23 protein-coding genes are annotated in these 20,371 nt (G+C 34.1%); 8 read left to right on the top strand and 15 right to left on the bottom strand.

Annotated elements, in window-relative coordinates; all coding sequences use genetic code 11:
- Positions 1-79: 79 nt before the first annotated feature.
- On the top strand, positions 80-550 hold the full coding sequence (locus Q3V31_RS01350; RefSeq protein ID WP_090813200.1) for a GNAT family N-acetyltransferase: 471 nt from the start codon (positions 80-82) through the stop codon (positions 548-550).
- Between the two features lie 140 nt (positions 551-690).
- Here the strand turns inward: Q3V31_RS01350 and Q3V31_RS01355 are convergent, their stop codons facing one another.
- Positions 691-1,641: a CobW family GTP-binding protein gene (locus Q3V31_RS01355; RefSeq protein ID WP_000613453.1), complete on the bottom strand. Its 951-nt coding sequence runs from the start codon at positions 1,639-1,641 to the stop codon at positions 691-693.
- A 166-nt stretch (positions 1,642-1,807) separates the two neighbouring features.
- On the opposite strand from Q3V31_RS01355, the gene Q3V31_RS01360 reads away from it, so the two are divergent.
- A complete protein-coding gene (locus tag Q3V31_RS01360; protein WP_000442789.1) occupies positions 1,808-2,710 on the top strand; it encodes an aldo/keto reductase in 903 nt (300 codons plus the stop codon).
- 24 nt (positions 2,711-2,734) lie between these two features.
- Here Q3V31_RS01360 and Q3V31_RS01365 read toward each other — a convergent pair whose 3' ends face one another.
- Together Q3V31_RS01365 and Q3V31_RS01370 are read right to left on the bottom strand one after the other, a co-directional pair.
- The gene (locus Q3V31_RS01365) at positions 2,735-3,319 is read right to left on the bottom strand and encodes a GNAT family N-acetyltransferase (RefSeq protein WP_001068769.1); all 585 of its coding nucleotides are present in this window, start codon (positions 3,317-3,319) and stop codon (positions 2,735-2,737) included.
- A 75-nt stretch (positions 3,320-3,394) separates the two neighbouring features.
- On the bottom strand, positions 3,395-4,867 hold the full coding sequence (locus tag Q3V31_RS01370) for a flavin monoamine oxidase family protein (protein ID WP_001167902.1): 1,473 nt from the start codon (positions 4,865-4,867) through the stop codon (positions 3,395-3,397).
- A gap of 241 nt (positions 4,868-5,108) precedes the next feature.
- Between Q3V31_RS01370 and Q3V31_RS01375 the strand changes: the two genes are divergently transcribed.
- Positions 5,109-5,300, top strand: coding sequence for a DUF3896 family protein (locus Q3V31_RS01375; RefSeq protein WP_000683371.1), 192 nt, complete (start codon positions 5,109-5,111; stop codon positions 5,298-5,300).
- A gap of 104 nt (positions 5,301-5,404) precedes the next feature.
- The gene (locus Q3V31_RS01380; protein WP_090813199.1) at positions 5,405-6,406 is read left to right on the top strand and encodes an LLM class flavin-dependent oxidoreductase; all 1,002 of its coding nucleotides are present in this window, start codon (positions 5,405-5,407) and stop codon (positions 6,404-6,406) included.
- Between the two features lie 52 nt (positions 6,407-6,458).
- On the opposite strand, the gene Q3V31_RS01385 is transcribed toward Q3V31_RS01380, so the two are convergent.
- From Q3V31_RS01385 to Q3V31_RS01395, 3 genes are all read right to left on the bottom strand, one after another.
- Complete coding sequence (locus Q3V31_RS01385) at positions 6,459-7,400, bottom strand: alpha/beta hydrolase (protein ID WP_090813198.1); 942 nt, start codon at positions 7,398-7,400, stop codon at positions 6,459-6,461.
- 253 nt (positions 7,401-7,653) lie between these two features.
- Positions 7,654-8,118: a DUF3939 domain-containing protein gene (locus Q3V31_RS01390; protein WP_000488199.1), complete on the bottom strand. Its 465-nt coding sequence runs from the start codon at positions 8,116-8,118 to the stop codon at positions 7,654-7,656.
- 108 nt (positions 8,119-8,226) lie between these two features.
- The gene (locus Q3V31_RS01395) at positions 8,227-8,670 is read right to left on the bottom strand and encodes a Dps family protein (protein WP_000105200.1); all 444 of its coding nucleotides are present in this window, start codon (positions 8,668-8,670) and stop codon (positions 8,227-8,229) included.
- A 242-nt stretch (positions 8,671-8,912) separates the two neighbouring features.
- Between Q3V31_RS01395 and Q3V31_RS01400 the strand changes: the two genes are divergently transcribed.
- Positions 8,913-9,953 carry a YkvI family membrane protein gene (locus Q3V31_RS01400; RefSeq protein ID WP_002075563.1) on the top strand — a complete coding sequence of 347 codons (1,041 nt, stop codon included), beginning with the start codon at positions 8,913-8,915 and terminating at the stop codon, positions 9,951-9,953.
- Positions 9,954-9,987: 34 nt separating this feature from the next.
- On the opposite strand, the gene Q3V31_RS01405 is transcribed toward Q3V31_RS01400, so the two are convergent.
- From Q3V31_RS01405 to Q3V31_RS01425, 5 genes are all read right to left on the bottom strand, one after another.
- Positions 9,988-10,356 carry a DUF3979 family protein gene (locus Q3V31_RS01405; RefSeq protein WP_016129214.1) on the bottom strand — a complete coding sequence of 123 codons (369 nt, stop codon included), beginning with the start codon at positions 10,354-10,356 and terminating at the stop codon, positions 9,988-9,990.
- A 266-nt stretch (positions 10,357-10,622) separates the two neighbouring features.
- Positions 10,623-10,928, bottom strand: a complete 306-nt coding sequence (locus tag Q3V31_RS01410; protein ID WP_000539563.1) for a hypothetical protein — start codon at positions 10,926-10,928, stop codon at positions 10,623-10,625.
- Between the two features lie 199 nt (positions 10,929-11,127).
- Entirely contained in the window at positions 11,128-13,110 is a 1,983-nt protein-coding gene (locus Q3V31_RS01415; RefSeq protein ID WP_001230214.1) for a methyl-accepting chemotaxis protein, read from the bottom strand.
- A 211-nt stretch (positions 13,111-13,321) separates the two neighbouring features.
- The gene (rsgA, locus tag Q3V31_RS01420) at positions 13,322-14,371 is read right to left on the bottom strand and encodes a ribosome small subunit-dependent GTPase A (protein ID WP_090813196.1); all 1,050 of its coding nucleotides are present in this window, start codon (positions 14,369-14,371) and stop codon (positions 13,322-13,324) included.
- A gap of 182 nt (positions 14,372-14,553) precedes the next feature.
- Entirely contained in the window at positions 14,554-15,081 is a 528-nt protein-coding gene (locus tag Q3V31_RS01425; RefSeq protein WP_090813195.1) for a DinB family protein, read from the bottom strand.
- A 196-nt stretch (positions 15,082-15,277) separates the two neighbouring features.
- Here Q3V31_RS01425 and Q3V31_RS01430 point away from each other — a divergent pair, with 196 nt between their 5' ends.
- The gene (locus tag Q3V31_RS01430; protein WP_000426320.1) at positions 15,278-15,625 is read left to right on the top strand and encodes a DUF4257 domain-containing protein; all 348 of its coding nucleotides are present in this window, start codon (positions 15,278-15,280) and stop codon (positions 15,623-15,625) included.
- Positions 15,626-15,709: 84 nt separating this feature from the next.
- Positions 15,710-15,934 (top strand): hypothetical protein, encoded by a 225-nt coding sequence (locus Q3V31_RS01435; RefSeq protein WP_000162605.1) that lies wholly within the window; start codon positions 15,710-15,712, stop codon positions 15,932-15,934.
- A gap of 184 nt (positions 15,935-16,118) precedes the next feature.
- On the opposite strand, the gene Q3V31_RS01440 is transcribed toward Q3V31_RS01435, so the two are convergent.
- Both Q3V31_RS01440 and Q3V31_RS01445 read right to left on the bottom strand, forming a co-directional pair.
- On the bottom strand, positions 16,119-17,294 hold the full coding sequence (locus tag Q3V31_RS01440) for an MFS transporter (RefSeq protein WP_090813194.1): 1,176 nt from the start codon (positions 17,292-17,294) through the stop codon (positions 16,119-16,121).
- 49 nt (positions 17,295-17,343) lie between these two features.
- Positions 17,344-18,279 carry an aldo/keto reductase gene (locus Q3V31_RS01445; protein ID WP_329761851.1) on the bottom strand — a complete coding sequence of 312 codons (936 nt, stop codon included), beginning with the start codon at positions 18,277-18,279 and terminating at the stop codon, positions 17,344-17,346.
- Positions 18,280-18,387: 108 nt separating this feature from the next.
- Here Q3V31_RS01445 and Q3V31_RS01450 point away from each other — a divergent pair, with 108 nt between their 5' ends.
- Positions 18,388-18,696: an ArsR/SmtB family transcription factor gene (locus Q3V31_RS01450; RefSeq protein ID WP_001259916.1), complete on the top strand. Its 309-nt coding sequence runs from the start codon at positions 18,388-18,390 to the stop codon at positions 18,694-18,696.
- A 39-nt stretch (positions 18,697-18,735) separates the two neighbouring features.
- Here the strand turns inward: Q3V31_RS01450 and Q3V31_RS01455 are convergent, their stop codons facing one another.
- Positions 18,736-19,686, bottom strand: coding sequence for a serine protease (locus Q3V31_RS01455; protein WP_090813192.1), 951 nt, complete (start codon positions 19,684-19,686; stop codon positions 18,736-18,738).
- A gap of 287 nt (positions 19,687-19,973) precedes the next feature.
- A complete protein-coding gene (locus Q3V31_RS01460; RefSeq protein WP_000648281.1) occupies positions 19,974-20,261 on the bottom strand; it encodes an AbrB/MazE/SpoVT family DNA-binding domain-containing protein in 288 nt (95 codons plus the stop codon).
- Positions 20,262-20,371: the final 110 nt, after the last annotated feature.

The following is a 20,371-nucleotide window of genomic DNA, read 5'->3' on the forward strand; positions in this document are numbered from 1 at the left end:
CTTGACTTGACCAAAATAACAAGTAAAATTATCCATATTAGCTTTTAAGCTATATTAATTTAGAAGGTGAGTTGGAATTATGACTCTTCACATTAGTGAAGTAACAGCAAAAAATTGGCGTTCAGTAGCTGCTTTAAACGTCGCAAAAGACCAGCAGCAATTTATTGAAAGCAATGCGTTTTCTTTAGCAGAATCATTATTTGAAGGAAACGGAACGTCAGTAGGTTTATATGATGGAGAAACACTTGTAGGGTATGCAATGTATGGATGGTATTGGGAAAAACGTAAAAGTGTCTGGTTAGATCGCTTTATGATTGACGAGCAATATCAAGGAAAAGGATACGCAAAACGTTTCCTTCGCATACTCATTCAATTCTTACAAAAAAAATTTGAATGCAAAATAATTTATTTAAGTTTACATCCTGACAACAAACTCGCAATGGGACTATATGAGTCATTTGGCTTCCGTTTAAATGGTGATATTGATGATGAAGGCCCAGTTGTAGGTGTTGTAATGGAATTACTAATAGATGAAAATACAAGCCTGTGAAAACAGGCTTTTTATTATACATTTATCAATGTTATTTCTATTTTTAGTTTCTTCCTCTTATATACTCCATTTTTACAATCTAATATTCTTTCAATGAAGTTCTCCAAAGTATAAAAAAATAAACCTGCAATTACGCAGGCTTATTTCACACACTCCTCGAAATGTTCTTGGAACCATTCTTTATTAATATCTTTTCCGATAAACACGACTTCACTTACTCGTTCTTCGCCCTCTTGCCACTCTCTATCATATGATGCAGCAAACAGTGTATGCACACCTTGGAAAACGATACGTTTATCTACTCCATCAATAGATAAAATTCCTTTGTAACGATATAAATACTCCCCTAGCTCTTGAACGACAGCTGACATCCACTCATTCAATTTTTGTAAATCTAACGGACGTTCTTCACGTAATACAAATGATTTTACACCTTCTAGATGGTTATGTTCTTTATGAGGGTAAATTTGTAACGTATCTTTCGTTTTAAACGTTTGTATTTGTAGTAATGATGGAATATCCACATCACAGTTAGTGGCCTCGATTAACTTTGCAGTCGGATTAATTCCTTGTAGTTCATGCAAGAGATTTTCTTTCTCACTTTTTTCAATTAAGTCTAATTTATTTACTAAAACAACATCAGCAAATGCAATTTGCTCTTTTGCTTCTAGTCCTTTTTCAAAATGCTTATGTATATGGTAACTATCTACTACCGTTACAACACCGTTAATTTGATATGCAGATTGAATAACAGGATCTAAAAAGAATGTTTGAATAATCGGACCTGGATTTGCAAGGCCAGTCGTTTCAATTACTAAACCATCAAAATCCATTTTCCCTTCTGCTTTTACATCCAATAATTGTTTTAAAGCAACGAGTAAATCTTCACGTACAGTACAACATAAACAACCGTTTGTCATCTCCATAATCTCTTCTTCGACATTCATAATCAGCTGATTATCAATACCAATTTGCCCTATTTCATTTACAATCACTGCTAATTTTTTACCATGATTTTCTGTTAAAATACGATTTAATAATGTCGTTTTCCCAGATCCAAGAAAACCAGTTAATATCGTTACTGGAATCATTTCGTACATCTCCTTATAGCTATATGTTTCTACATTATAGCATATAGAAAAAATCGTTTTTGTAGCAAAACATATTTATTGTATGTACGACCCTGTAACTATATAATAATACGTAGAAAGAAAGCCTTTTCAAAAATATTATTCATTCATATAGGGGGTACTTATAGTGGAACGAGTTCAAATGGCCGAAACACTAGAATTTTCTCGTATTATTCAAGGTTTTTGGCGTTTAGCAGAATGGAATATGACAAAGCAAGAGTTACTTTCTTTTATTGAAGACTGTATGGATATGGGGATTACTACTTTCGATCACGCTGATATTTATGGCGGATATACGTGTGAAGGATTGTTTGGAGAAGCGTTACAACTCAAGCCTTCCTTACGCGAAAATATGCAAATTATCACAAAATGTGGAATCGCTCCCCCATCACCTAAATTTCCAGAGCGATATGTTGCTCACTACAATACGAGTGCTGAACATATCATAAAGAGCGCGGAAGATTCATTACAAAACTTACATACAGATTATATTGATGTATTGCTCATCCATCGCCCAGATCCATTTATGGATCCAACTGAAGTGGCAGAAGCATTCTCACGCTTAAAGCAAGAAGGCAAAGTTCGTCACTTCGGTGTATCTAACTTCTTACCTTCACAATTTAATATGTTAAGTTCGTATTTAGATTTCCCGCTCATTACAAATCAAATTGAAGTATCTGCGATGCAGCTTGAGCATTTTGAAAAAGGTACGATTGATTTATGCCAAGAAAAACGAATCAATCCAATGATTTGGTCACCTCTTGCTGGTGGTGAAATCTTTACTGGTCAATCAGAACGTGCCATACGTGTACGTGAAACTTTACAAAAAGTTGCTACTGAACTAGATGTTACTAGCATCGATACGGTTATGTATGCATGGTTGCTTGCTCACCCAGCTAACATGATGCCAATCGTTGGATCTGGTAAATTAGATCGTGTTAAAACAGCCGCGCTTGCTACAAAAGTTAATTTAGATCGTCAACAATGGTTTACAATTTTCGAAAGCTCTAATGGACATCCTGTACCATAATACTCAAAAAGAAGAGCTGTTTCTTTACAGCTCTTCTTTTTCATATGTATTTCTAGTCATGGCAAATACACACATATCCCTTAATCCATTTCCATCTACTGCAACACTCGCACTTTCTAACGTACCTTCTAACTTAAATCCTAATTTCTCAGGTATCGCTCTACTCTTCTTATTTAAAGAATCGCATCGAATTTCTACGCGGTTTGCTTTCAATTCAGTGAAAGCATAATCTGTTATACCTTTTGCAGCCTCTACCATATAGCCCTTTCCACTAAACCTTGAATCAATCCAATACCCGATTTCAAATTGAGGTATATCCCAATTAATACGATGTAATCCGGCAGATGCAACAAATTCACCTGTTTCTTTCAAAAAAACTAGTAATCTCAAATCCTCACGCTGCAAAAATTGAATATGCGATTTTCTAATACTCTCTTCTATTTCTTCCTCTGTTTGCTCTTTTTGTGCAAAGACCATCCAAGGTTTTAATTCTTGTATTGAAGCTTGAATTGCGTCATATACAACTTTACCGTCATCTGGTTTTGGCATTCGTATATAAAGCCTTTCAGTATAAAATTCAGAAGGAAAATCGAATAATAACGGATTCATTTTCAACACTCCCTATATTTCTTTTATATATAATAATATCCATCTCAAGTTATACAGTAAAGAAATTTCTGAATTTTACACATTTTGATCATTTACCTCTACAGCCACACGAACTCCGGATTCAATCGCACCTTGAATCCATCCGTGATACAGCGTTGTATGATCACCAGCAAAGTAAATTCTTCCCTCAGGTTTTACAATGACTGGCTGTAATTCAGATTCTTGGCCAGCTTGAAATAGTGCAAACCCTCCAAGCGCATATGGATCTAATGTCCAACTCTTTGATATTCCAGACATAAACTCATCATATACTTGACCACCTAATATTGTTGCTAAATTTTGTAATGTGTAATAGATACGATCCCCTTTTGATAAACCATCCCATAGTAATGCATCGTATGACCACGTATAACTCCCAAGCATAATGGCTGGTCCTTTTGAACCGATTCCATGACTTGGATAATACGCATAACGTATAGGAAGATCTGTTATAATTCTCCCACCTAATTGCCCTTGTTCCTCCCAAAAACGACTTTTAAATTGAATTCCTATTTTTGTAGCTGGCATATAATGCAATTCGCGAATTGTTTTCCACTTCGCATGAGATATAGAATCAAATGGATCTACTTCTACAAATCGCATTGTTGAAAAAGGAATTGTAACAATAACTAAGTCCCCTGTAATACTACTATATTCAAAAGTTTCCTCGTTCCGATAGAAAGCTGTCACACCGTTATCTTGTTGATGAAGCTTCATTAATTTTTGATTATATATAATATTTTCTTCTAGTTGTGGTAAAAAAGACTTTGGTAATCTATCATTCCCACCTATTATTTCGCAAAATCCGCTCTCCTCTTGCATAATATATAAAAAACGTAACGTCTCAACGAATGACCTTTCTAAAAAACCTTCTAAATCTAATAGAACACCTATCATCTCAATCGTTACTGGCGAAAAATACGTATTATATTGATAAGGATGATACTTTAAAAATTGCCCTGTAGAATATCTCCCAAAATCCTTTACTACAATATCCCAATTTTTCTCTGGGTTCTTTTTTATAAAATTTATAATGGGCTGTACCGCTAACATTAATAGTTCCTCAGACGTTTTCCCAACTTCATTCATTTCCACAGGATATCTTAAAATACTTGGATCTTTTTCGTATTGTTTTAATGTCGTTTTCCGACCATTTACGTAGATAATATCTGTCTCATTCCTATTAATAAAAGGGCTCACCTGTAGCCCAAACTTTCTTATATATGCCATCGTTAATGTATGCGAATACGGAATTCTCATTGCTCCAACATCTAAATATAATCCGGTATCTTCCATTCTAACTGTCTCTATACGGCCACCTACCCGGTTGTTTGCTTCAAAAATCTTCACTTCATGTCCCGCAGCCTTTAATAAAGATGCCGAAACTAATCCAGCCATACCAGCCCCTACTACAATAATTTGTTTCGGGCGTGACGTCTTCTCCAATCCTTTATCTATAACTTTTAACGTTTCATCCATCTCATTGTTAAACATTATAGCTTTCTGCACAATTCCACCCCTTACTTCATAAAATGAAGCTATAATCAGTGGGTTTGTTCCTACCCACTGATTATTAGTTGAACCAATCGAGCTTTTATGGGCATTAGTGGTTTAGTGCATTTTATTCATAAATCCCCTCAAACATAACACCATAGCAAGTCGAATATTCACTAAAAGTACTTAAGGTATAGCTCTCACATCTCTTCACGCTCCGTATAATATAGCAACTGTAAAGAAGGAGTGGTTAAAAATGAAACATACTTATGATTACCACGCTACAAAAAAGTATTTAGAATTAAAGAAACAACAACTCTGCAAAAAACTTAGTAATATGAAATTATCTGAAAAAGAACGTGAACAAATAAAACTTGAGATTGATAACTACGAATATATATTAAACTTAGTCGAAATGAATCATTATGAACGTGGGTTTTCTCGTTAAAAGTGGATATATTATCATCCTCTTTTTTGTATGAGCATTTCACTACGCATTTTTCGTAAGTAAATATATAATAGAATGTACATTAAGATTGAGAGGTATATTCTATGATCAAATTAAGTGTATTAGACCAATCACCTATTTCTGATGGCAGTACAGCAGCTGAAGCTTTTTCACATACAGTAACACTTGCACAAGAAGTTGAAAAACTAGGATTTACACGTTTTTGGGTATCCGAACACCATAATTCTGTAAGCCTAGCAGGCTCAAGTCCAGAAATACTCATTTCACATATTGCAGCAAAAACGAATCGTATTAGAGTTGGCTCGGGTGGTGTTATGTTGCCACACTATAGTCCATATAAAGTTGCCGAGAATTTCCGCGTGTTAGAGGCACTTTATCCAAACCGTATTGACCTTGGTGTTGGTAGAGCGCCTGGTGGTATGCCGATAGCAACTCGCGCACTTCAAGAAGGCAAAATGGTCTCACTTGATCAATATCCAGAACAAATTGCAGATGTTGCTATGTACTTACATGATCAAGTACCAGAAAACCATCATTATGCAAATTTAAAGGCTACTCCAGTTATCACAACATCTCCTGAAATGTGGATGCTTGGTTCTAGCGGGGAAAGTGCAATGATTGCCGCAAAGCAAGGCGCTTCCTTTGCATTTGCACAGTTCATTAACGGATACGGTGGACCTGAAGTAATGAAGGCTTATCAAGAACAGTTCCAACCTTCCTATTTAGGTGATAAACCAAAATCAATCGTCTCTATTTTTGTTATTTGCGGAGAAACAAACGAAGAAGCGGAGAATATAGCATCAAGCCTTGATTTATCGATTTTATTATTAGAACAAGGAAAACGGACTACTGGAACCCCGTCTATCGAAACCGCTCAAAATTATTCGTATAGTGCTTATGACCTATTTCGTATTAAAGAAAATCGTCAACGTATGATCGTCGGCGATCCGTCTTCTGTAAAAGAACAAATATTAAACTTAAGCAAAGCATACAATGCTGAAGAGTTTATGATTGTCACAATCACTCATCAATTTGAAGATAAATTAAACTCTTATCGCTTATTGGCAGACGCTTTTAATTTATAATAACGAAAAGGAGATGCATCACATATGATGCATCTCCCTTTCTTACTACCAATCAATTGTTTTTGTTTCCTATATATTCAATAGCTTCTTTTAATACCACATCAAAATTCTCAGGATAATCATGATTTAAATTAGGTACCACTTTATACTTATGTTCTATATTTTTATCTTTTAATAACTTTACAAATTGCTGTGTACATTCGAAACAATCTTCATCTTGATCCCCACATATTATATATCCTTTTATGCTTTTATCATGTAATATTCCAATCATTTCTTCCCATTCTTCCATTTCAGGGAGCCACGGTGCCACAAAAATAAAACCGTTCACTTCTATTTCACCTTGTAACATGGAATGTAGCGCTACTCTTGCCCCAGCAGAAAATCCACCAATGATAATGTTTTCAAATGTATTACTCAACATAATCTTATTGTAATGTCCTTTTAACTCTTCTCTTCCTCTTTCGATATTATCCCAAACATATCCATCTGAAAATTGAGTTTGAGACGATTGAGGAAACACTAACAAATAATCTCGTTCCAAAGCTGAATGCCAATAAGGTTCTACTATTTTTATATTTTCTTGATCACCATGCATTGTTATTAATAGATTTTCATTTTGTTTACTGTATATATATTTCACGTCTGCTTGTTCCAATTTCTTTGCTAACTCTTCTCTTTCTTTACATAATTGAACCATTCTATGAAACTCTTCAAATTTATGTAATGGTTTTAAATCATCATCGGAAATTAAATACTCACTTCCATACCAAAACCCATTTTCTATAATTGCTTTCTTCATTAAATGCAACGCTTCATCTTCAAGTCCTGCTGCACTTGCTAGCGCATATTTAAAGTTATATATTTGTGCTTCATTACCCACTACACCTTTAGCATGCTCCATTATATAAGTGTATGCTTCAAAACTTCCTTTTTTTGCATAACAATCTAGCGTTTCATTTAATAATTGAATATAAGTCATACTATTTTTCATATAGAAATCCCCCGTAACCTTTTATAATATTTTTTCTCCAATCATCCTATCATTCTTGGGTCACGGTATAAGTAGTAAAATTCTACAATTCACCTTAACAATACCTGATTTTCAGAATGATATTTAATAATTAATGTATGTATACGCATAATACACCACTCCTTCCTATCCACTAGTTATAGTATAAAATTAAACAGACTGAAAAATCAATATTTTAAAAACAAAAAAAGACAACAATATATTATTGTTGTTCTCATAACATCTGCCCACTATTCTTTTTTTTCTTATCTGGTTTACTTGAAACTAAATAATGCTTTTCTGAAATATATAAGTTTCTTTTTAATATACGATTTAAATATGGTCCTAACTTCACTCCGCATATGAGACGATCTTCGCTATCTTCAACAATTGGGAACATTTCTTTTTCTGTTACATATTGATCTACGGCCTTTTGTACGATATCAATTTCTTTAACTAGGTTTAAATTTTCTTCTGTATGCTCAAATACCTCAAGCGTTTCCTTCGTTATCAGAAAAAAATTTGTTGGAAATGCAGGTAAATATGGCTTTAATAAATCATAATTTACTGTGTAATCATCGTTTACTAAAACTGTATAAACGATATTAGCGTTCGTTTCTAGAAACTTAGCCATCGCTTGCTCTAATTCGTCTTTCGTAATTTCCCTATCTTCTTTTCCAGTTCTGAAAAAGCGAAACATCGTATCGCCTCCTTTTTACTATATTATAGCATAAAAGAAAACTGAAAAATTATAAAAAACTCTATTGAAAGAATTTTTCGATAGAGTTTTTCTTTAATCCATTTATGTTTATTTTAAGAATGCACTTAACATCCACACATGTTGTTCTAATGTCGTATGAATTGCTAATAGCATATCAGCCGATGTTTCATCACCAGCTTCACCAGCTACTTCCATACCTTCTTTTAATTCTTGAATGAGTGCAGAAAAATCATTTACTAAAGTTTGTACCATTTCTTCTGCAGACTCTTTGCTTGTCCCTTCACTCACAGTAGAAGTTGCTAGATATTCTTTCATTGTCGCTAAAGGTTTTCCTTCTAGCGCTAAAATACGTTCTGCTAACTCATCAATGTAAGTCCCTGCTTCATTATAAAACTCTTCAAATTTCTCATGTAATGTAAAGAAGTGTGGTCCTGTCACATACCAGTGATAATTATGCAGTTTCACATATAACACATTCCAGTTTGCTACCTGCTTGTTTAATACTTCAACAACATTTGTTTTCGTACTCATACAATCCACTCCTCTTAGCATTTTTATAATTATTATCTTTTAATAACCTAATTACATTTTACCATACATTTCCTACTCGTTTGAATGAACAGCTTATATGTAACAAAGTTTTAACAACCTTAATATTTCCCTAATATCATATAATTCATGTATTCTTTCAACTACTTCATATGTCTAATTGTCCAAGCTCACACATATGCATAATAGTAAGTCAAGCTCATCATAGAAGAAAGAGGGATAACATGGACAATCAACAATGGCAAGTAGCAAAGAAAGTCGCTGCTACTTATATCGGAACTGTCGTTGGAGCTGGATTTGCTACTGGGCGAGAAATTGTTGAATTTTTTACAGTGAACGGATTTTACGGAACCATTGGCATATGTATAAGTGGATTTTTTTTTATTTGGCTCGGTACAAAGATGATGTTACTTTCATCACAAATAGGGGCATTTTCAGCTCAAGAATTCAACAAATATTTATTTGGGGATGTATTTGGGAATGTCGTAAACACATTACTATTACTCGTATTATTTGGTGTAACAAGCGTTATGTTGTCAGGAGCCGGGGCAGTATTTGAAGAACAACTCCGCCTCCCGAGACAACTTGGTATTTTCATCACAGTCATCGCCTGTCTCATTATTGGGAGCCGGGGATTACAAGGTGTTTTTGAAGTAAATACACTTGTCGTACCTATAATGATGATCTTTATTATTGGACTCGCTATCACAACCTTTATTCATGGTACAACTCCTCTTATTAACACCGTTCCTACAGAAAGTTGGAATATGAAATGGATTACTAGCCCGATTACATATGTTGCATTAAATCTTTCACTCGCCCAAAGTGTTCTCGTCCCATTAGCCAGTGAAGTAAAAGACCGAAAAGCTATTTTATGGGGTGGTATTTTAGGAGGCGCAGGGCTCTGCTTCATTTTATTATGTAGCCATTTAGCAATATTATCAGTTGAACAATTTTATCAATACAACATCCCAATGGCTGAAGTTGTAAGAAGATTTAATGCCACTTTCCACTTTTTCTTTGTTCTTATCATTTTTGGTGAAGTGTTCACAACATTAGTTGGGAATATATTCGGAATGACAAAACAAATGCAATCCATTACAGGATGGAAAAGTCATAACATTATTTACTTCATATTACTAATTAGTTATTGCTTTAGTTACATCGGATATAGCCAATTGCTTCATATTCTATATCCAATTATCGGTTGGGTAAGCATCATTTTACTACCGATTATTGCTTTTAAACAACTTCAAAAAACATGAAAAAGCATCCGCTTATACGGATGCTTTTTCATGTTCATTCACACTCTTCACATACTTCCCAATACGGCCCCATTTCTACTGCAAGATACGGCTTTAATTGCAAACGAATCATTCGACTTGGCATACGTTCTAATACGAATTGAATGCCTTCTTCCTCTTCATCTAACTCAACTTTTGAAATAGCAATTCTTTGCATTGTAGTAATAGGGCTTCCATCTTTATATAAAGTGATTTTCACCTCATCATATTCATTAAAATACAATTCAACATTCATTTGCTTTTTTAACATTTCATCAACAATTTCATAATTATCATTTTGTTCCTGGATTATATATTTCCAGCCGCCTCTATCCAATTCTATCGGAGCAGCTTGGAATAATGTCATCAAATCCTCGTATAGCATAAGATAACCCCTCTCTTACTAAAAAACGATGAGTATTTTATATACCCTTTATCTCTATCACTATCTATGTTTATTGTACCATATATCACGAATCTTACCGCATTCATTTGCTTTATAAGCACATACAAAACATATAGTATTTTTGATTCCTTCTCTACTCACTAGTATGTCCCTTTACTGATAACCTACCACTTTCCTTATTTCCTTCACACTGCTTATAAATCTAAAAATTTCACACAAAAGAAGAGTGATTTATATCACTCTCCTCAAAAGACTTTTCCTGCGGCTGCTAATGCTAATACTATAATTAAACTGGCAAATAATAGCGATACAATTAAACTAAAAACCGGTAATATTTTCTTTTCATTCTTCTTAGATAATAATCTCAAGCTAAGAATGATATTTAATGGGACAAATATAAAATAAAAATATTTAACGATTTGTAATGAACTATTTGAAAGTGTTTTAAATACAAACACTTCAATTACAAAAACAGCAAAGAATAAAATACTTAACCAAAACGAGACATAACTAAGCCAAGAATGTCTTTTCGTTCCCCAATACACTCCCATAATAATCTCCTTTATATGTAATCTATACAATATTCATTATACACGCACTTAACAAATCCCTCTATTTTTCGACAAATATTTAATAAATTGAACCTCTAATCATTTATATTCCCTATATATAAGCCTACAATAATCCGTTTATCGGCTAAAAAGACTGCCTCTAATAGCACTAATGCTATTTTGAGACAGCCTCCCCTTTTTATACTTTAAATCTTTCAATTAACACTTGTAACTCTTCAGCCATTTGAGATAGTGTACCAGCCGCAGAACCAATTTCTTCCATGGAAGCTAACTGCTCCTCAGCTGACGCTGCAACACTTTGTGTACTCGTCGCGTTATTTTGTGCTGTCATTGCAATTTGGCCAACTGAAATAGATACTTCATTTGCACCTTTTGACATTCCATTAGCCGTTTCAACCATCGTTTTAATTTGATCAGCAATTTCATTTGTAGATTGTAAAATCTCAGTGAAATTTTGTTTTGTTTCATTTGCAATAACAAGTCCAGATTGAACTTCTTCATTTACATTATTCATAGATTTTACTGTCTTACTCATATCATCTTGTATTTCACAAATTAATTTACTAATTTCACTTGATGATACACTAGATTGTTCTGCTAATTTTCGTACTTCATCAGCAACAATTGCAAAGCCTCTTCCATGCTCACCAGCTCTTGCAGCCTCAATTGCTGCATTTAAAGCTAGAAGATTTGTCTGATCTGCAATATTTTGAATGACTTCTAAAATATCACCAATTTGCTTTGATTTGTTATTCAATAACTGAATAACAGCATCTGATTGCGAAACAGATTCTGCAATAGACTGCATTTGATTCACTGTTTTTCCTACTAACTTTTCACCATCTTCTGCTTTTTCACGAGTATGAGCGGAAGCAGTATTAATAGATGATGAACTAGTTGCTACATGCTGAATCCCTTCTGTTACATCAAACAGTAACATAGCCCCATTTTCTACGCTTGCTGTTTGCGTCGTTGCACCACTTGATATTTCATCCATTGCTGATGTAATTTGTTCAGTCGCTTCACTCGCTTGTCTCACACTTGCTGTTAACTCTTCAGATGCAGCTGCAACATGCCCTGCTGAAGTATTGATTCTTCCAATTAATGTGCGTAGTGAATGAGTCATCTCATTAAAACCTTTCGCAAGTTGTCCAATTTCATCATTTGAATGTATTTGAATCGTTTGAGTTAAGTCCCCTTCGCTTATTTCTTTAGAAGTGACAACTAATTGTTTTAAAGGTTTGGTAATAGAAATTGTCACGAAATAAATAAGCACTCCACCTACAACTAATGAAATAAACATTACAATTAACATATTATAAAATACAGGTTGAGCAGCCTCAACTATTTCATTTGAGTACATCGTCCCAGCAATTTTCCAACCTGTTTTTAAGTTTGTGGCAAATACCATTTTCTTTTCACTACCGTTATAAGTGTATGAAAAAGTGCCATGGTTATCTTCGTAAATTTTCTTTGCCCAAGAATCATCGGCCTTGTCACCCAATTTTTCTTTAGGGTGAGCAATTATTTTTTGTTTCCCATCTAAAATGAAAGCATAGCCTTTTTTACCAATATTGATTAACTTTGTTGTTTTTAATAAATTATCTAAATTTAAATCTACTGCAACAACACCATTTTTATCTTCCGTTTGTTTTGCGATTGTTACGACAATATGCCCATTTCCTTGTGCCTTATATGGTTCAGTGACAACAATTCCACCTTGCTTATTCACTGCATCTTTATACCAAGAACTCTCTGTTGGATCATAATCTGTTACCATTTTTATTTTTGGTTCTTGTACAAATTTTTTATCGTTTCCGGCAACATACACTTGTTCTACATCTTTGTTCAAACTAATATATTGAGATAATATTTTTCTTAGTTCGTCCTGATTATCCCCTTGATACATATCACTATGAATCACTCGTGCAAAATTATTTACATCGTTGAATTGCGCATCAATCATTTGATTGATTAAATTATCTAATATTCGTATATTATCCTGAGCGCTATTCATAATTTGTGTTTCAAAATTCTTTTTAGCTGTTTGATACGACATGCCCCCAATAATAGAGACTGCCGCAATTAATATAACAAAAAACGAAATTAATAGTTTTTTTGCTACCTTCATATCTCTAAACCAACTTACTAGTTTACGCATTATAAACCTCCTGTATTTTAATATTAAGTTTTAAAGATTTAATGGAGTTAATTTTGAATATATCCCATTCCTTAGTTTCTATTTTTATACTTTGTTTTGATGAACACTTTGTAAAGTTTAAACAAATTAATTCCTTTTGTCTATATATATGAATAATATTATTATAAAATTTACAAATGTAAAAAACCAAAGGAACAAGCCCTTTGGTTTTTTACATTTTTTTATGTTGTTTAGAAATCTTTTTCCATCTATCTCGTTCGGCTCTTGCCAGAGTAATGTTTTGTTTTCTCATAACATATGCCAATTCTCTTTGCAGCTTTTTATAGCTTAGCAAGCGCTCTACGGGTATAATCCCGTTATCTATAGCACCTCGCACTGCACATCCTGGTTCACCATCATGTTTACAATCTCGAAAGCGACAGGTATTTGCAAGATCTTCAATATCAGAAAATGCAGTTTGGATTGCCGCGCTTCCTTCCCAAAGCTGAAGTTCTCTCATACCAGGAGTATCAATTACTAAACCACCACTTGGTAATTGGAACAATTCACGGTGAGTTGTCGTATGTCTCCCTTTACTATCTTCTTCACGTATATCGCCGGTTTTTGCTACAACTGTTCCTATTAATGCATTTAACAAAGTAGATTTCCCTGCGCCTGAAGATCCAACTAAGGCAATTGTTTTTCCTGGTGAAACAAATTGTTGCAATGATTCTATTCCGACGTACGCTAAGCTATCAACAACAAATATAGGAACACCGATTGCTACTGCTTCAGTTTCTGCAATTTTTTGTTCCACATCTTCACATAAACTACTCTTCGTTAAAACAATAATAGGCATTGCACCACTCTCATAAGCCAATAGCAAATAACGTTCCATCCTTCTTACGTTGAAATCATGGTTAAGAGCATTTACTAAAAAAAGATAATCCACATTCGTAGCTATAATTTGTTCTTCTGTTCGGTAGCCAGCCTCTTGTCTAGAAAAAGAACTTCTCCTTGGAAAAATACGATGAATAATTGCCTTTCGCTCTCCTTCTATTTTCTTTATATACACCCAATCGCCAACTGCCGGATAATCCCCTTTCGTTAACGCTTCATGACGAAACTTTCCAGACAGTTCCGCTACATATTCACCATCATTACAAATAATCCGATATATATGCTTATGCTCAAGTAAAATACGGCCTACTTCATAGTTCTCTACAGCTTGTTCTTCAAAAAAAGAATCCCATCCGAAAGATTCTAAAATATTTTGATCCAAATTGATATCCTCCCTAGTTTGAACTTAGTGGAAGGATTGTGCGCTCACTTATAGAGTATCGCCCTTTCCGTCCACCTTTGTATTTGGTTTATTATTCATATAAGTTAATTTCGCCATAACACATCACCCCGTTCTCATTTTAATTACTCTCATTATATGGAATATTCATTTAAAAAGCTACCTTATTTAACGTAATTTTCAAATAATTTATTTTTCATCATTCTAATTTGTCCACGGTGACTAATTTCATCTTCTAGCACATGAAACCAACGGTAGTGCTGATTATACGCTACGCCATTAGGCCACTTTCTTTCTGACATAAGCCATTGATCATTTTGTTCACTCAAATACTTCAGAGATTCTTCTCGAACACTTTGTAGAAGTTGTACATAATACTGTATTTCATGACCACGGATTGTTCTCCCCGCTTTCCCTAAATACAGTGCGTCTTCCCATATTTCTAATTCTTCTTTTGTAAAATCGCGCTCTTGAAATGAAATAAGTTGATGCGCTTTTTCTATAGCCGCTATATGCTTTAGTAACGCTCCGATGGAATTCCCTCCACTCGGCATACTTAAATCTAATTGCTCAACTGATAGATCTTTTATTTCCTGTAATGTTACAGCCCTCGTATGCTCCAGCATGCTTACTAATTCCCCTATATTTTTTGTATAACCATCTACACTTCTTATTCGATAATCTATATTCATATCACGCACCCCTTTCTACATTCATATTAAGGAATAACTGCTTCATATAATAGACTGAAATATATCAGATTCTTCTGTTATAATTAAATTGAATACGGAATAAACCCAAACAAACTTTCTCAATATGCTTATATGAAATATTAAAAGGAATCAATATAAAATTATCGAATCTTATTCACTAAAAGGAGTGGATTCGATGGAAATGTATCAATGGCTAACCGCTGTTCTCGTTGGTGGCATTACTGGCTTCGTTTCCCATCTGATCAATAACCAAGGCAAGTTATTGCTTCCACGCCGTTTAAAAACTTTTTTTCATTTTGGATTTTTAACTGATATTTTTACAGGCAGCCTCGCCGCACTTCTTGGACTCGTTTTATTCGATGTCACCTTAATAAAAGAAATTATAAAAGTCTCCATTGTGACCGCTATTTCCGGTCAAACGTTTTTACTTCACCAAGCTCTTGGTGGTGAACAGGCTAAAAATACGCAAATTGGGAAAGCTGATGAGAAAATCCAAGAAATTGACAAACTATTACGACGTTAGTCTATACTTTCTTTAAAAATTATTGTTATAATAAAAAATAAATATTTTCTATTGCGTCGTTTGTCAGAAGAAAGGGTGTTTCGTATGACAAAAAAGAAAATAGAAGATTTCTTAACAAACACCGAAAAAGAGGAACTGCTAGAAAACTATAAATGTTTACGAGAAGCCCGCACAAAAAGCGAAGCTAACTATTTTGGTGAAGCAGTAAACCATCTATTAAATAAAGCTAAAAAACGAATTGTTGATGATGCAGGGATACATGATGAAAATGCAGCAACTGTTCAATCAAAGAGAAAAGCACTGTTTTAGCTAAAACAGTGCTTTTTATTACGGCATTTTTCACATTACTTTCACATCTATTTCACAAATATACGTACTCCAGTATGGTAAGCTAAGTTTATCCTTTTCCAAGGAACTATATGCCGATATATAAATCCCTATCTCTTTAGGGATTTTTTATTTTTTGGATTTCCCCGATTTATTTTTAAAGGCTTTATGATGCAATTTCTGTTTCACTATCTTCATTAAGCCTTTCGCTTTTTCTAAACAAAAATAAAGCTCCTATATATAGTAGCGCAGTAAAACTACCTACAAGTATAAAATTGTGAGATGCTGCAAATAACATTCCTGCTATTGCCGCTCCAATCATTTGGCCAATATACATAGAAGCATTAGCAAGAGCGGCTCCTGTTCCTCTTGCTATACTAGACATATTTTGTAAGCGCCCCATCATCAATACAAACAAAATTCCTGTCACAAAAAATAAAACAAAGAAAAATAACTCTACAAATATAATGTTCTTTAAATGAGGAAGTATGACATATAGCACTGCTGTAAATACAATTCCACCATAGAAAGAAATGTTATAACCAATTTTATTTACGATTCTCGGCCCAAAAATGTTACCGGTTAAATTTCCCAATCCTAATACGAGCATAGCTGTACCTACTTCATGAACTTGTAAGCCAAATTGACTGGAAAGCCACACACCAAAGAATGAAAATGCTGCAAAATTACCAGTTTGAAAAACAAAATATGCAAAATAAGAAAGTGAAACCTTTGAATCTCTAAGTAATTGCTTATAGCGCTTTAATATATTTTTTTCATTTCCACCTATTTGAACTGGTTGTATTTCTGGTAATGTAACATAAATAAGAACGACAAGTAGTGCTGATAATATACTAATGACGAAGAATGGTGTTGTATAATGTATCGTTGCTAAATATGCTCCAATTGGCAGTCCTAAAATTTGGGAGATTGATAACCCTGCTGTTGCAATTCCAATTGCTTTTACAATTTGCTTCTTCTCTATAAGGAGCGGAATAGATGCCCATACTTGTGGAGATACAAAAGCTGCACTTACACCTGCTAAAAATCTAAATGTTAGCATCCATAAAAAACTCGGTGCCATTCCACACAAAAATGTACTTAATGCAAAAAAACTCATTCCTAATACCATCACTTTTTTTCTGTTTAAGCCATCTGATATAGGACCAGCGATAAGCGCAAATCCAGCGTATCCTACAGCATATGAACTCACCATCCATCCTGATAATTCAGTTGATACATGATACACCTGTTGTAATGTCGGCAAAAGTGGTGAAATTAAGAACGTATCTGTACCAATCATAAACATTATCGTAAAGAATACAGCTAGTACTCTTTTCATTTATATCTTCTCCTTTTATATAAAAAGAGGGAACTATCCCTCTTTTCAACTAAGCTTCTAAAATAGATTCAATCTCTTTCATAACCTTCTCATTCAATGAAACTTCCACCGCTCTTACACTTTCTCTTATTTGCTCTGCCCGCTTCCCGCCAGGAATAACAGTATCAATTCCTTTTTTGTTTAATAACCACGCTAAAGCTAAATGCGATACTTCGAGATTCTTTTCTTTAGCTAAGCCCTTTAACTTCTCAACTTTCTTAAAGTTACTCTTATATGTATTTTCTTCAAATAGATTTACACTTTGACGCCAATCCCCTTCACTCAATTTTAAATCTTCTGTATATTTTCCACCTAGTATCCCAAAGGCAAGAGGCCCGTACGGAATAAATGAAATACCTGATTCTATACAATATGGCAAAAGTTCTTCCCCAGTAGCACGATCCAACATATTATACGGTGATTGTACAACATCTATATGTCCGTGCTGATTCGCTTCTTTTAATTGCTCTACATTAACGTTTGATATTCCAATTGAACGAATTTTCCCTTCTTCTTTTAGGCGAGTAAGCTCTCCAATTGAATCTATGTAACTTGTTTCAGGATTTGTAAAATGTAAATAATATAAATCAATATAATCAGTTTGTAATCTTCTTAAGCTATTTTCCACAGCATTTCTTAAATAGCTTCGTTCATTATTAATATAAACCTCTCCATTTAATAACGGTTGTATTCCACCTTTTGTAGCAAGTACAACTTCTTGGCGTTTTCCTTTCAATACTTCTCCTACCAATTCCTCTGATCTACCGAATCCGTATGAATCCGCTGTATCAAAAAATGTAATCCCTTGCTGGATAGCTTCTTCTATTAATCGTTTTCCTTCTTCCTCATTCACATCAGCATATAAATTATGCCCCCCTACAGCGTTTGTTCCTAACCCCAACTTCGAAATATTTAGTCCTGCCTTTTGTAATTTTGTATACTTCATTTTTTCTCCCCCCTATATTTCTATTGTTCGAATATATTCGAACAATAGAAATATACCACTTCATATGTTATAGTGCAAATATATTAACTTATACAAGTAGGTGAAAAAATGCGTACTCTCTATCATCCTAATCGAGAAGAAATTCAATTCTCTTCTGTCTTATACGCACTTAGCGATCAAATTCGTTTACAAATTGTAACTATGCTACTAGAGAAAAATGAACAATCTTGTGGCGCGTTAAACATTCCAATTGCGAAATCAACTTTATCTCACCATTTCAAAGTGTTACGTGAATCTGGTGTTATGTATACACGCCTTGAAGGCACACAACGTTTCATTTCAATTCGTGAAGATGATTTAAATGCTAGATTTCCTGGTTTATTAGACGTCGTAATACATGCAACAGAACCGTACTAAAAACATCTCATATAAATATGAGATGTTTTTTAGTCATTACTATTCTTTTAATAAATCTATTAATCCATTCCCTTCAGATGTACGTTCATACCCTAAAGGTACAGTCCTTTTTATAAGTTGCGCGTATATTTCTGGCTCTGATAATTTTCTACCATACTCTCTTTCACACTGCTTTATGAGAAGCGCTAGCGCCCCAGCGACATGCGGCGTCGCCATTGAAGTACCACTTAATACTGCATATTTCCCCTCTGGATACGTAGACAGTATTTCATCACCTGGCGCTACTAAATCAATTTCTTGATTTGAATTACTAAAGCATGAAATTTTCCGCTCTAAATTAACAGCACCTACTTCAATTACTTCAGAATAAGCACCTGGAAAATCTAATTCTTCCGTATCATCGTTACAATCTCCATCATTTCCTGCAGCGCACACAACAAGTACGTCTTGTTTTACCGCATTTTGAATAGCTTCATGTAATTCCGGTACATCTTGCGGACCACCAAGTGACATTGAAATAATTCTCACTTTCTCTTTATTCGGTCCTCTCCAATTTACAGCATAATGAATGGCCTCAATAATTTGCTCATAACTTCCAGAACCATCTCCAGCTAATACTTTTAAAACTAACATTTTAGAAAGTGGTGCGACTCCTAAAACACCGACACCGTTTTCAGTCGCTGCAATCGTCCCCGCTACATGAGTACCATGCCCATTATTATCAAGGTACACATTGGGATCTCCTTCATAATCTTTCGTGAAATTTCTTCCACCAATAATACGATCTTTTAAATCTACATGATTCACATCACAACCTGTATCTAAAACAGCAACGACAATGTCTTTCCCCTTCGCACTCTTTTCCCATACTTGCGGAGCATGAATCAATTGTACACCTGGTGGAATTTCATTTACTTGCTCAACGACTTTATTAACAATAAACGGAATTAATTGTATACCTTTTTGTTTATTCGCTGTACTACTATTCATCGTAATCCCTCCTGAAAATGTATTATTTTCATTTTAGACCACTATGGAATACGTTTATATTTAACATTCGTTTTATTCGTTGCATTTCCCTTCCTCTCAAATGTTTCTCAATAAACAAAAGAAAAGGACCTATTATGGTCCTTTTCTTTTTCAGTTTTTTAATAGAATAATATAAAGTGAAACCATAATCAACAAGGGGATTGTTCCTCTCCACTGATTATTAGCCCTCACCAATCGGGGGCTTTTACGGGCAGCCCGACTCCCACAAATAGCGGGATAAATTAAGACTAAATCTCACTCTTTTTCAAAAACTGCTCAATTTCTTTTATTACATGTTTTGCGCCTTCTATACTAACAGTAATGTTTCCATTTGCTAATGAAATATTTTGATCTGAAACATCACCTGTTATTTGACAAGCATTGTAAGGTTGATATTTTTGTAAAATGACTTTGTCTTCTTCTACAAAAATTTCAAGTGGTGATTTGATTTGTATTCCTAATACATCTCGTAATTCTTTAGGAATAACTATCCGTCCCAATTCATCTACTTTTCGAATAATTCCTGTTGCTTTCATGTTACTCCCCCCTTACTCTCTATTATTTTTTTCACCTCGCTATTTTCATTTTATCACTATATATTTGGTAATGGCTTACTCTTTTTAGAAAATATAGTACAAAAGTTAAA

The organism is Bacillus nitratireducens, assembly GCF_036320425.1.
Lineage (GTDB): Bacteria > Bacillota > Bacilli > Bacillales > Bacillaceae_G > Bacillus_A > Bacillus_A nitratireducens.